This is a genomic window from Mesorhizobium sp. UC74_2 (assembly GCF_042701485.1).
In the GTDB taxonomy this organism is placed as follows: Bacteria; Pseudomonadota; Alphaproteobacteria; order Rhizobiales; family Rhizobiaceae; genus Mesorhizobium.
Window position 1 is genome coordinate 1,933,085 of record NZ_CP170562.1, and the last position, 12,312, is coordinate 1,945,396.

11 protein-coding genes and 1 tRNA gene are annotated in these 12,312 nt (G+C 61.4%); 11 read left to right on the forward strand and 1 reads right to left on the reverse strand.

Annotation, left to right across the window (positions count from 1 at the left end; translation table 11 throughout):
- The 11 genes from ACFJIU_RS09325 to ACFJIU_RS09375 all read left to right on the forward strand — a co-directional run bounded on the left by ACFJIU_RS09325 (position 1) and on the right by ACFJIU_RS09375 (position 10,943).
- Positions 1-768, forward strand: coding sequence for a DeoR/GlpR family DNA-binding transcription regulator (locus ACFJIU_RS09325; RefSeq protein WP_379073023.1), 768 nt, complete (start codon positions 1-3; stop codon positions 766-768).
- A 130-nt stretch (positions 769-898) separates the two neighbouring features.
- Positions 899-2,428 (forward strand): glycerol-3-phosphate dehydrogenase, encoded by a 1,530-nt coding sequence (glpD, locus tag ACFJIU_RS09330; RefSeq protein WP_379070322.1) that lies wholly within the window; start codon positions 899-901, stop codon positions 2,426-2,428.
- A gap of 22 nt (positions 2,429-2,450) precedes the next feature.
- On the forward strand, positions 2,451-3,530 hold the full coding sequence (locus ACFJIU_RS09335; protein WP_379070325.1) for an ABC transporter ATP-binding protein: 1,080 nt from the start codon (positions 2,451-2,453) through the stop codon (positions 3,528-3,530).
- A 9-nt stretch (positions 3,531-3,539) separates the two neighbouring features.
- On the forward strand, positions 3,540-4,607 hold the full coding sequence (locus tag ACFJIU_RS09340) for an ABC transporter ATP-binding protein (protein WP_379070328.1): 1,068 nt from the start codon (positions 3,540-3,542) through the stop codon (positions 4,605-4,607).
- A gap of 2 nt (positions 4,608-4,609) precedes the next feature.
- A complete protein-coding gene (locus ACFJIU_RS09345; RefSeq protein WP_379070331.1) occupies positions 4,610-5,476 on the forward strand; it encodes a carbohydrate ABC transporter permease in 867 nt (288 codons plus the stop codon).
- A 1-nt stretch (position 5,477) separates the two neighbouring features.
- A complete protein-coding gene (locus tag ACFJIU_RS09350) occupies positions 5,478-6,392 on the forward strand; it encodes a carbohydrate ABC transporter permease (protein ID WP_379070334.1) in 915 nt (304 codons plus the stop codon).
- Entirely contained in the window at positions 6,392-6,799 is a 408-nt protein-coding gene (locus ACFJIU_RS09355; RefSeq protein WP_379070337.1) for a DUF2160 domain-containing protein, read from the forward strand. Before ACFJIU_RS09350 ends, ACFJIU_RS09355 begins: the two co-directional genes overlap by 1 nt.
- Before the next feature lie 76 nt (positions 6,800-6,875).
- Entirely contained in the window at positions 6,876-8,600 is a 1,725-nt protein-coding gene (locus tag ACFJIU_RS09360; RefSeq protein WP_379070340.1) for an ABC transporter substrate-binding protein, read from the forward strand.
- Positions 8,601-8,685: 85 nt separating this feature from the next.
- Positions 8,686-10,176, forward strand: coding sequence for a glycerol kinase GlpK (gene glpK / locus ACFJIU_RS09365; protein WP_379070343.1), 1,491 nt, complete (start codon positions 8,686-8,688; stop codon positions 10,174-10,176).
- 187 nt (positions 10,177-10,363) lie between these two features.
- Positions 10,364-10,438 (forward strand) — tRNA-Lys (locus tag ACFJIU_RS09370).
- 112 nt (positions 10,439-10,550) lie between these two features.
- A complete protein-coding gene (locus tag ACFJIU_RS09375) occupies positions 10,551-10,943 on the forward strand; it encodes a hypothetical protein (protein WP_379070347.1) in 393 nt (130 codons plus the stop codon).
- Positions 10,944-11,056: 113 nt separating this feature from the next.
- Here the strand turns inward: ACFJIU_RS09375 and ACFJIU_RS09380 are convergent, their stop codons facing one another.
- Positions 11,057-12,226 (reverse strand): cystathionine beta-lyase, encoded by a 1,170-nt coding sequence (locus ACFJIU_RS09380; RefSeq protein ID WP_379070350.1) that lies wholly within the window; start codon positions 12,224-12,226, stop codon positions 11,057-11,059.
- Positions 12,227-12,312: the final 86 nt, after the last annotated feature.

The window sequence follows — 12,312 nt, forward strand, 5'->3', positions numbered from 1 at the left end:
ATGTATCTGTCGCCACGCCATGCCGAGATCATCCAGATGGCCAAGGAGGCAGGTCGTGTGCTGGTGGATGATCTTGCCGCGCATTTCGAAGTGACGCCGCAGACGATCCGCAAGGATCTCAACGATCTGTGTGACCAGCGGCTTCTGACACGCGTCCATGGCGGCGCATTGTTCCCGTCCGGCATCGAGAACATGGAGTATGAGGCGAGACGGCAGATCGCTGCCGATGAAAAAGAAGCAATTGGTCTCGCCGCTGCACGGCTGATCCCGGACAATGCCTCGCTATTCATCAATATCGGCACCACGACCGAAGCCGTCAGCAAGGCCCTGCTTGATCATAGCGGCCTGATGGTGATCACCAATAACATCAATGTTGCCAACAGGATGCGTGTCTATCCTTCGATAGAGGTGGTGATTGCCGGTGGTGTGGTGCGCGGCTCGGACGGTGGTATCGTCGGTGAGGCGGCAGTCGATTTCATCAAGCAGTTCAAAGTCGACTACGCAGTGATCGGCGCCTCAGCCATCGATCACGACGGGGCGCTGCTCGATTTCGATTTTCGCGAAGTGAAAGTCGCGCAAGCCATCCTTGCCAATGCGCGCCACGTCATCCTGGTTTCGGATTGCACCAAGTTCGAGCGCACCGCACCCGTTCGCATCGGTCACCTCTCGCAGGTCAACACCTTCATAACCGATCGATGCGACATCCCTGCGGTGCGCAAGATCTGCGCGGACTCCGAGGTTCAACTCATCGAGACGTCACGATCCTGATCGGGATGCCGGACAGCCTTTTTTGATTGATTTGAATTTCGTTTGACATTCGTTCTGTTTTCGAAATAACATCCAAGCGCTTTCGAAATGCGGCTTGCTATGCTGCAATGCGAAATCGTGGGAGGGCATTTTGGACGGAACTCCGGTCCATGACATTTTTGTCATCGGCGGTGGCATCAACGGTTGCGGCATTGCGCGCGACGCGGTTGGCCGTGGCTATTCGGTATTCCTGGCCGAGATGAACGATCTGGCGAGCGGGACATCGTCCGGTTCGACCAAACTCATCCATGGTGGCCTTCGCTATCTCGAATTCTACGAGTTTCGCCTTGTGCGTGAAGCTTTGATGGAGCGCGAGGTGCTGTGGCGCAACGCGCCGCACATCATCTGGCCGATGCGTTTCGTGCTGCCCTTTTTCGCCGGCGGACCGCGTCCGGCCTGGATGCTGCGGCTCGGTCTTTTCCTCTACGATCATATAGGCGGGCGTAAGCTCTTGCCGGCCACGAAAACGCTGGACATGCAGCGCGATCCTGCCGGTAAGCCGCTGAAGCCGCTGTTTTCCAAGGCGTTCGAATATTCCGACGGATGGGTCAACGATGCTCGCCTGGTCGTGCTGAACGCTCGCGATGCTGCCGACCGCGGCGCCACCATCCGGACCCGCACCAAGGTTGTCGCCGCACGTCGCGAAGGTGATCTGTGGGCGATCACGATCGAGGACCTGCGCGACCGCAAGACCGAAACCGTCAAGGCGAGGCTGCTGGTCAATGCTGCCGGGCCCTGGGTTGACCATGTCTTGGAGAAGACCGTCGGCAAGAACGACGTGCACAATGTGCGTCTGGTGCAGGGCAGCCATATCGTCGTGCGCAAGAAATTCGATGATCCGCGCGCCTATTTCTTCCAGAACAAGGATGGCCGCATCATCTTCGCCATTCCTTATGAGGAAGACTTCACGCTGATCGGTACCACCGATCGCGACTATTCCGATGATCCGCACAATGTGAGGATCAGCGAAGACGAGATCGATTATCTCTGCGCGGCGGCCAGCGAATATTTTGCCGATCCGGTGACACGCGCCGACATCGTCTGGACTTACTCAGCGGTCCGTCCGCTTTACGATGATGGTGCATCCAAAGCGCAGGAAGCGACGCGCGATTATGTGCTGAAAGCCGAGGGTGGGGAGGGTGCAGCTCCGCTCATCAATGCGTTTGGCGGTAAGATCACCACCTATCGCCGGCTGGCGGAGTCCATGCTGGAGAAGATCGAGAGCTTTCTCGGCAAGCGCGGCGAGCCCTGGACGGCAAAAGGTGCGCTGCCCGGTGGCGACTTTCCCGCAACCGGCTATGAGGCCGAGGTTGCGAAACTCAAGAGCTCCTATCCGTTCTTGGAAACCCGCATGGCAAGGCGCCTGGTACGACTCTACGGGACGCGTGCGCGCATCCTGCTCGGACTGGCCAAATCGACTGCCGACCTCGGTCAGGATTTCGGTGCCGAGCTCTATGAGGCCGAAGTCCGCTATCTCGTCGAACATGAATGGGCACGGACTGCCGAGGACATCCTCTGGCGCAGGACCAAGCGTGGCCTGCATTTCGATCGCGAGCAGACTGCCAAGCTGGAAGCATTTCTGCACCGCATCAGCGGGCCGCATATAGCTGCCGCCGAATAGCGCGGCATAGGGAGGAAACCGAATGCTGGAATTGCGGAACGTCTCGAAGGTCGTGGGTGCTGCAACGCACATCGACGACGTATCGCTGACGCTGCAGCACGGCTCCCTGAATGTGCTTCTGGGCCCGACGCTGTCTGGCAAGACAAGCCTGATGCGACTGATGGCGGGTCTTGATCGCCCAACCACCGGTTCGATCTGGTTCGATGGCAAGGATGTCACCGGCGTGCCGGTGCAGAAGCGCAACGTCGCCATGGTCTACCAGCAGTTCATCAACTATCCGGCGATGACGGTCTATGAAAACATCGCCTCGCCGCTGCGCGTGGCCGGTGTCGACAAGGCCAGGATCGATCGCGAGGTGCGGCAGGCCGCGGAGCTTCTGAAACTCACACCCTATCTGGAGCGCACGCCGCTTCATCTGTCCGGCGGCCAGCAGCAGCGTACCGCGCTCGCCCGCGCCATCGTCAAGAATGCCAGCCTCGTGCTGCTCGACGAGCCGCTGGCCAACCTCGACTACAAGCTGCGCGAGGAACTGCGTGCCGAATTGCCGAGGATTTTCGCCGAGGCCGGCACCATCTTCGTCTACGCAACCACGGAGCCGCATGAAGCACTGCTGCTCGGCGGCAACACGGCGACGCTGTCGGAGGGCAGGGTCACGCAGTTCGGTCCGACCATCGAGGTCTTCCGCAAACCGTATGACCTGATCACGGCCCGCACCTTCGCCGATCCACCGCTCAACACGATCGTCCTGCGCAAATCCGGCGCAAGATTCCTGCTCGATGGCGGCGTGAGCCTGCCCGTGCCGGCGGATATCACCGGCGTTGCCGATGCCAGCTACACGATCGGATTCCAGCCGCATCATCTTTCACTGCAGCGGCCGAACGATCAGGCGGTGCCGGTGCGCGCCAAGGTATCGATCACCGAGATAACCGGTTCGGAGAGCTTCGTGCATCTGGACTTCGCCGATGCGCGCTGGGTGATGCTTTCCCACGGCATTCTCGACCTCACCACCGACGACGAGGTCGAGGTGTTCATCGACCCCCGCCACATCATGGTCTTCGACGCGGACGGGCGTTCGGTCGGCGCGCCGCGGTTGGCGGCATAGGAGCGCGGCATGGCACGCATCGATCTCGATCATATCCGCCATTCCTATCTGCCCAATCCGCAGAAGGACACCGACTTCGCGCTGAAGGAAGTGCATCACACCTTCCAGGATGGCGGCGCCTACGCGTTGCTCGGCCCGTCCGGTTGCGGCAAGACCACGCTGCTCAACATCATTTCCGGCCTGCTGCATCCTTCGCACGGCAAGCTGCTTTTCGACGGAAACGATGTGACCAATCTGTCGACGCAGGAGCGCAACATCGCCCAGGTGTTCCAGTTCCCGGTCATCTACGACACCATGACGGTTTACGATAATCTGGCTTTCCCGCTGCGCAATCGCGGCGTTGCGGAGGCAGATATCGACCGCAAGGTGCGCGAGACGCTCGACATGATCGATCTCGCCGACTGGGCCAGGCGCAAGGCGAGAGGCCTGACCGCCGACCAGAAGCAGAAGATTTCGCTCGGCCGCGGCCTGGTGCGCTCCGATGTCAACGCCATCCTTTTCGATGAACCGCTGACCGTCATCGATCCGCATATGAAATGGGTGCTGCGTTCGCAGCTCAAGCAGCTGCATCGCCGCTTCGGCTACACCATGGTCTACGTCACGCACGACCAGACCGAAGCGCTCACCTTCGCCGACCAGGTGGTGGTGATGTATGACGGCGGCATCGTCCAGATCGGCACGCCGGCCGAACTTTTCGAACGGCCCAAGCACACCTTCGTCGGCTATTTTATCGGTTCGCCCGGCATGAACGTGCTGCCGATCGAGGTCCAGGGCAAGACCGCCAAGCTGGGATCCCTGGCGATTACGCTCCCCGGAGCCCCGGAGAAGACCGGCGGCTCGATGGAGCTCGGGATCAGACCCGAATATGTGCGCCTGGGTCGGGTCGGCATCGGCGTGTCGATCAGCAAGGTCGAGGACGTCGGCCGCCACAAGGTTGTCCGTGCCAGGCTGGAAGGCCGCGAGATCGCGGCGATCGTCGGCGAAGACGAGGAAATTCCCGCTGAACCGAAGCTGCGTTTCGAACCGGCCGGCATCAATGTCTATGCCGATTCCTGGCGCATCGAGATGAGGGCCTGACCATGGAGAAAACCTGGAACAACAAGGCCTGGTTTCTCGTCCTGCCGGTGCTGGTGCTTGTGGCTTTCTCCGCCGTCATCCCGCTGATGACGGTGGTCAACTATTCGGTACAGGACACGTTCGGCAACAACCAGTTCTTCTGGGCCGGCACCGAATGGTTCGAGGAACTGCTCGGTTCGTCACGCTTCTGGCAGGCGATGGGGCGCAACCTCGTCTTCTCTGCGATCATCCTGGCCATCGAAGTGCCGCTCGGCATCCTGATCGCGCTCAATATGCCGAAGAAAGGCTGGGGTGTTCCGGTCTGCCTGGTGCTGATGGCGCTGCCGCTGCTGGTTCCGTGGAACGTCGTCGGCACGATCTGGCAGGTGTTCGGCCGCAGCGACATCGGCCTGTTCGGATATTACCTGAACAAGCTGGGTTTCAACTACAACTATGTGCAAGACCCGCTCGACGCCTGGTTCACCGTCATCATCATGGATGTGTGGCACTGGACGAGCCTCGTCGTGCTGTTGTGCTATGCCGGCCTGGTCTCGATTCCGGATGCGTTCTATCAGGCCGCCAAGATCGACGGCGCTTCGCGCTGGGCCGTGTTCCGCTACATCCAGTTGCCGAAGATGCAGCGCGTGCTGCTGATCGCGGTTCTGCTGCGCTTCATGGACAGCTTCATGATCTACACCGAACCGTTCGTCGTCACCGGCGGCGGCCCCGGCAACTCGACCACTTTCCTGTCCATCGATCTGGTCAAGATGGCGCTCGGCCAGTTCGACCTCGGCCCGGCGGCGGCAATGTCGCTGGTCTACTTCCTGATCATTTTGCTGCTGTCATGGGTGTTCTACACCGTCATGACCAACTACGACGCGGAGCGCTGACATGGCGAACGCAAACGAACGGACAAACCCGACCGATACGGCAATCGCCGCCGGTTCGCTGAAGAGCGGTCTCTCGCAGGAACAACTCGCGCGGCGCATGCGCAAGCGTGGTGAGGAATCGAAATTCTGGTGGGTGATCCCCACGCTCTACATCCTGTTCCTGCTGCTGCCGATCTATTGGCTGGTCAACATGAGCTTCAAGACCAACACGGAGATCGTGTCCGGCCTGACGCTCTATCCGCACGAGCCGACACTGCGGAACTACCGCATCATCTTCACCGATCCGTCCTGGTATATGGGTTACGTCAACTCCATCACCTATGTCGTTATGAACATGGTGATTTCGGTCGCCGTTGCCTTGCCCGCGGCCTATGCCTTCTCGCGCTATCGCTTCCTTGGCGACAAGCACCTGTTCTTCTGGCTGCTGACCAACCGCATGGCGCCGCCGGCCGTGTTCGCTCTGCCGTTCTTCCAGCTCTACTCCGCCTTCGGCCTGATCGACACGCACATCGCGGTGGCGCTGGCGCACTGCCTGTTCAACGTGCCGCTGGCGGTGTGGATCCTGGAAGGCTTCATGTCCGGGGTGCCGAAGGAGATCGACGAAACGGCCTATATCGACGGCTATTCGTTCCCGCGCTTCTTCTTCAAGATCTTCATGCCGCTGATCGCGAGCGGCATCGGCGTGGCCGCCTTCTTCTGCTTCATGTTCTCATGGGTGGAACTGCTGCTCGCCCGCACGCTGACCACCACCGATGCCAAGCCGATCGCTGCCGTCATGACGCGCACGGTCTCGGCCTCCGGCATGGACTGGGGTCTGCTTGCCGCCGCCGGCGTGCTGACGCTGATCCCCGGCGCGATCGTGATCTGGTTTGTCCGCAATTACATCGCCAAGGGCTTCGCCCTGGGGAGGGTATGATGGCTGTTTCCCGGAACTGGATCGTTCCCTTCATCATCGTGATCGCCGTCTATCTCGGCGCATCCGGGCTGCTGGCCGCATTCGTCCCGGTTCAGGACGGCGCGCGCGCCTGGGGGGCGCCTCTGATTGCCGGCGGCTGGATGGCATGGACCTTTCCGACCGCCATGTTCTTTCTCTCGATCTTCGGCATCCTCTCGTTGATGGCGGTGTGGGAATATGCGTCGCCCGGCGGAAATCCGCGCGTCGGCGTGCTGCGTTTCGAGACGACGCGCGGCGACCGTCTGTTCATCACGCTGCTTGGCAGCGCCTTCATTCATCTCGCTTGGCTGGGTCTCGTTGGAGCCGGCCTGTGGTGGGCTCTCGCTCTCTCCGTGGCCTACGCCGTAGCGGTGTTCCGCTACGTTTAGAGGGAGAAAACCGTCGGGGAGGCAGCCGGTCCGCTGCCGATCCGGAGCATGTTAAAACTTATTGAGGAGGAGACTTATGCGACGGCAATTTCTGATATCGACGACCGCGCTTGCCCTGCTTGCTGGCATGGGCAACGCCTACGCAGGCATGGACGAGGCGAAAGCCTTCCTGGACAAGGAAATCGGCGACGTATCGACGCTTTCGCGCGCCGACCAGGAAAAGGAAATGCAGTGGTTCATCGACGCCGCCAAGCCGTTCGCCGGCATGGAGATCAAGGTGGTGTCGGAAACCATCACCACGCACTCCTATGAATCGGAAGTGCTGGCGCCGGCCTTTTCGGCTATCACCGGCATCAAGCTGACGCACGACCTGATCCAGGAAGGCGACGTCGTCGAAAAGATCCAGACCCAGATGCAGACGGGTCAGAACCTCTACGACGGCTGGGTCAACGATTCCGACCTGATCGGCACGCACTGGCGCTACAAGCAGGTGCGCAACCTGACCGACTGGATGGCCAACGAAGGCAAGGATGTCACCAATCCGAACCTCGACCTCGCCGACTTCATCGGCACCTCGTTCACCTCGGCACCGGACAAGAAACTCTATCAGTTGCCTGACCAGCAGTTCGCGAACCTGTACTGGTTCCGCTACGACTGGTTCAACGACGAAAAGAACAAGGCCGACTTCAAGGCGAAGTACGGTTACGATCTCGGCGTGCCAGTCAACTGGTCAGCCTACGAAGATATCGCCGAGTTCTTCAACGGTCGCGAGATCGACGGCAAGAAGGTCTTCGGCCATATGGACTACGGCAAGAAGGACCCGTCGCTGGGCTGGCGCTTCACCGACGCCTGGCTGTCGATGGCCGGCAATGGCGACAAGGGCATCCCGAACGGGCTCCCGGTCGACGAATGGGGCATCAAGGTCAACGAGAAGTCGCAGCCCGTCGGTTCCTGCGTCGCGCGCGGCGGCGACACCAACGGCCCGGCTTCCGTCTACGCCATCCAGAAATATCTGGACTGGCTGAAGGCCTATGCTCCGGCCGAAGCCCAGGGGATGACCTTCTCCGAAAGCGGTCCGGTTCCGGCGCAGGGCAACATCGCCCAGCAGATGTTCTGGTACACCGCCTTCACCGCCGACATGGTCAAGGACGGTCTGCCGGTGGTGAACGCCGACGGCACGCCGAACTGGCGCATGGCTCCGAGCCCGCATGGCGTCTACTGGAAGGACGGCATGAAACTCGGCTACCAGGACGTCGGTTCCTGGACGCTGATGAAGTCGACCCCCGATGACCGCGCCAAGGCCGCCTGGCTCTACGCGCAGTTCGTCACTTCGAAGACAGTCGACGTGAAGAAGAGCCATGTCGGTCTCACCTTCATCCGCGAGAGCACCATCCACCACAAGAGCTTTACGGACCGCGCGCCGAAACTCGGCGGTCTGATCGAGTTCTATCGCTCACCGGCCCGCGTGCAGTGGTCGCCGACGGGCACCAACGTGCCGGACTATCCAAAGCTGGCACAGCTGTGGTGGCAGGCAATCGGCGACGCATCCTCCGGCGCCAAGACCGCGCAGGAAGCGATGGACTCGCTGTGCGCCGAGCAGGAGAAGGTGATGGGCCGCCTCGAAAAGGCCGGCGTGCAGGGCGACATCGGTCCGAAGCTCGCCGAGGAGCACGATCTCGAATACTGGAACAAGGATGCCGTCTCGAAGGGCAACCTTGCGCCGCAGCTCAAGATCGAGCCCGAGAAGGACAAGCCGATCACCATCAACTATGACGAGCTGGTGAAGAGCTGGCAGAAATAACACGGTGCGGGCAGCGGCCCGCATCCAAAGTCGGGGGAGGCGGCGTCATGCCGTCTCCCTTCTCGTATCGCGATGAGGGGAAGAGATGACAGGTTTCGTGTTAGCGATAGACCAGGGCACGACATCCTCACGTGCGATCCTGTTCGACGGTGCCATGAAGGTTGCCGGCGTCGGCCAGCAGGAATTCACCCAGCATTTTCCGGCATCCGGCTGGGTCGAACATGATCCGGAAGAGATCTGGGCAAGCGTCGTCCAGACCGTCAAGGCTGCGCTGAAAAAGGCGGGTTGCAAGGCTTCCGACGTCGCCGCCATAGGCATCACCAACCAGCGCGAGACGGTTGTCATCTGGGACAAGGCGACAGGCAAACCGATCCACAACGCTATCGTCTGGCAGGACCGTCGTACCGCGCCACTCTGCGCCAAATTGCGCCAGCAGGGCCTGGAACCGAAATTCACCAGGAAGACCGGTCTGCTGCTCGACCCCTATTTCTCAGGCACCAAGATCGCCTGGATGCTGGACAAGGTGAAGGGAGCGAGGAAGCGCGCCGAGCGTGGCGAGCTTCTGGCCGGCACCATCGACAGCTTCCTGATCTGGCGGCTCACCGGCGGCAAGGTGCACGCGACCGACGCCACCAACGCGTCTCGCACGCTGGTCTACAACATTGCCACCAATGCGTGGGACGACGAGTTGCTGCGCATCCTGAACATCCCGGCGCAACTGCTGCCGCAGGTGAAGGATTGCGCCGATGACTTTGGCGTGACGGAGAAAGATCTCTTCGGCGCCGAGATCAGGATCCTCGGCGTCGCCGGTGATCAGCAGGCTGCGACCATCGGCCAGGCCTGCTTCGAGCCGGGCATGATGAAATCCACCTACGGCACCGGCTGTTTTGCGCTGCTCAACACCGGCGCGGACATCGTGCGCTCGAAGAACCGGCTGTTGACAACCATCGCCTACCGCCTGAACGGCAAGACCACCTATGCGCTGGAGGGCTCGATCTTCGTCGCTGGTGCGGCGGTGCAATGGCTGCGCGACGGCATCAAGGTGATCGGCAAGGCCGAACACAGCGGTGAACTTGCCGCCCAGGCAGACGATGCGCAGAACGTCTATCTGGTGCCGGCCTTCGTCGGGCTGGGCGCGCCGCACTGGGACGCCGAAGCACGCGGGGCGATCTACGGGCTGACGCGCAATTCCGGCCCGGCGGAGTTTGCCCGCGCGGCACTGGAATCAGTCGCCTACCAGACACGCGACCTGCTCGATGCCATGAAGAAGGACTGGAAGACCGGAAACGGCAAGACGGTGCTGCGCGTCGACGGCGGCATGGTGGCGTCGGCGTGGACCATGCAACGGCTCGCCGACCTTCTCGACGCGCCCGTCGATCGCCCGACCATCCTGGAGACCACGGCGCTCGGGGCTGCCTGGCTGGCCGGCTCGAAGGCCGGAGTGTGGCCGAAGATGAAGGACTTCGCCAAGGCCTGGTCGCTCGACCGCCGCTTCAAGCCGGAAATGGATGCGAAAATCCGGACAGCCAAGCTGAAAGGCTGGCACGATGCCGTCAGGCGAACCCTGACGACGTGATTTGGGCGCCCATGGGCGTTGTTATTGCTGCGAAAAAGTCGGTTGTGCGCAGTGGTTTGGAAATCGGCTTTTTTCCGGTTGACCATGGGGGGCACTCTCCCTATGTTCCGCCCACTTTTCAGGCGGACCGGCATTCGGAAACGCGGTCGGCAAAAGCCGGGCGATGTTCCGGCCAGAAAGCCAGGATGGGCCGGTAGCTCAGCGGTAGAGCACGTGACTTTTAATCATGTGGTCGAGGGTTCGATCCCCTCCCGGCTCACCATCTTAACCAGTTGAAAAATTTTACATTGTTCTAATTTAGTCCGCTGCTACGCTGTGCAAAACGCGCGTGGCCCAATTGCCTGTTTCGACGCCCGCAGCACAGTGGGCCCATCATGGCGGCGGAATTGGATACAGTCCTGTTCGAAATGGCGGTGCGGGCTGCCAGCGCGCTGCCGACCAGTTTTTCGGAAAAGGTTACGGATATCGCCACGCGCACGGCGGGCCTGCTGGCCTTCGATGTCCGGGTCGAGGGCGACTACCGCTTCCAGCGTATCGCAGGCATTCGGTATGACGCCGATATCGGCATCCTGGCGCTGACGAAGAACGGCCAGTCGGTGGACAGCTGCCGGGTCAATGGTGCGCTGGCAAGTTTCATCGAGCCACTCGAGAACTGGAACGGCCTGTCCCTGCAGGCGCAGGCACAGACCGATATCCTTGGCCACACCAGCCTCCTGGTCGCAGCACTCAGGAATGCAGGCAACCTGCCCAATCGGTCAACCGACTGAGCAATTCCGGCAAAAGTGCGCAGGGGCTTTCCGTCCGGGACTGTGTGAAAGCAAACGGAAACGCTCCAACAGTGCGGTGCGGAGGCCCCGCGGCACGATTTTCCAGGACGGTGTCAGGCGTTGTGCGCTGCTGCCAGGCCTGCTGCCAGATCGGCCTTCAAATCCTCGACATCCTCGAGCCCGATCTGCAAGCGGATCAGCGGGCCTTCGTAAGGGCCCTTGGCTATGGTGCGGTCGCCGAGGAAGACCGGCACCGCCAGGCTTTCATAACCACCCCAGGAATAGCCGAGGCCGAAGATCTTCAACGCATCGAGGAAGGCATGTGCCTGCTTCTGGCCGCCACCGGCGAGCACAATGGAAAAGACGCCGCTGGCACCGCTGAAGTCGCGCTTCCACAACGCATGGTCGGGATGGCTCGGCAAGGCAGGGTGGAGAACGCGCGCCACGCCGGCCTGCGTCTCCAGCCAGGTGGCGATATCCAGGGCGTTCCTGCCGTGATGGTCCAGTCGCACACCCATGGTGCGCAGGCCGCGCAGCACCTGGTAGACGTCGTTGGGGCCGGCGCAGCAACCCAATGCATCAAAGCCTGCGAGCAGCTTTGGCCAGCAGGCCTCGTTGGCCGAAACGGTGCCCAGAAGCACGTCGGAGTGGCCGCCCGGATATTTGGTGGCTGCGTGTATGGAGATGTCGACACCGTGGTCGAGCGGACGCAAATAGAGCGGCGTCGCCCAGGTGTTGTCCATCATGACCACCGCGCCAATGGCGCGCGCCTCCTTCGAGATCGCCGGTATGTCCTGCACCTCATAGGTGTTTGAGGCCGGCGACTCGGTGAACACGATCCTGGTGTTCGGCCGGAACAGCGCCTTGATGCCGGCGCCGATGCGCGGCTCGAAATACTCCACATCGACACCCATGCGCTTCAGCATGGTGTCGCAGAAATGCCTCGTCGGCCGATAGATGCTGTCGACCACCAGGACGTGGTCTCCGGCCGAGGCGAATGCGAGCAGCGGAACCGTTACAGCCGCCAGGCCGGATGGAACGATGATGGTGCCGGCCGAGCCCTCGAGTTCGTCGATGGCCGCAGCGAGCGCGTCCGAAGTGGGCGTTCCGTGCGTGCCGTAAGTGTATTTCTGGCTGCGCGAATTCATGGTGGCGGCATCCGGGTAGAGCACCGTGGAGGCATGCACCACCGGCGGATTGACGAAGCCGAAGAAGTCGCGCGGATCGTTGCCGCTATGCGCGAGCCGCGTGTTGATGCCCCAATTGCCGTTGTTTTTCGCCATGATCCTGCTGCCTGCTGAGGTTGGGAAGGGATAGAGCGGGCAAGCCTGCGGCGCAACCTCCGGGTGGTCGCCAGCATCTCGCTTCG

Coding starts and splice junctions, on each gene's coding strand:
- ACFJIU_RS09345 (WP_379070331.1), top strand. CDS start 4,610: ATGGAGAAAACCTGGAACAACAAGGCCTGGTTTCTCGTCCTGCCGGTG.
- ACFJIU_RS09360 (WP_379070340.1), top strand. CDS start 6,876: ATGCGACGGCAATTTCTGATATCGACGACCGCGCTTGCCCTGCTTGCT.
- ACFJIU_RS09380 (WP_379070350.1), bottom strand. CDS start 12,226: ATGGCGAAAAACAACGGCAATTGGGGCATCAACACGCGGCTCGCGCAT.
- ACFJIU_RS09375 (WP_379070347.1), top strand. CDS start 10,551: ATGGCGGCGGAATTGGATACAGTCCTGTTCGAAATGGCGGTGCGGGCT.
- glpK (WP_379070343.1), top strand. CDS start 8,686: ATGACAGGTTTCGTGTTAGCGATAGACCAGGGCACGACATCCTCACGT.
- ACFJIU_RS09355 (WP_379070337.1), top strand. CDS start 6,392: ATGGCTGTTTCCCGGAACTGGATCGTTCCCTTCATCATCGTGATCGCC.
- ACFJIU_RS09340 (WP_379070328.1), top strand. CDS start 3,540: ATGGCACGCATCGATCTCGATCATATCCGCCATTCCTATCTGCCCAAT.
- ACFJIU_RS09325 (WP_379073023.1), top strand. CDS start 1: ATGTATCTGTCGCCACGCCATGCCGAGATCATCCAGATGGCCAAGGAG.
- ACFJIU_RS09335 (WP_379070325.1), top strand. CDS start 2,451: ATGCTGGAATTGCGGAACGTCTCGAAGGTCGTGGGTGCTGCAACGCAC.
- ACFJIU_RS09350 (WP_379070334.1), top strand. CDS start 5,478: ATGGCGAACGCAAACGAACGGACAAACCCGACCGATACGGCAATCGCC.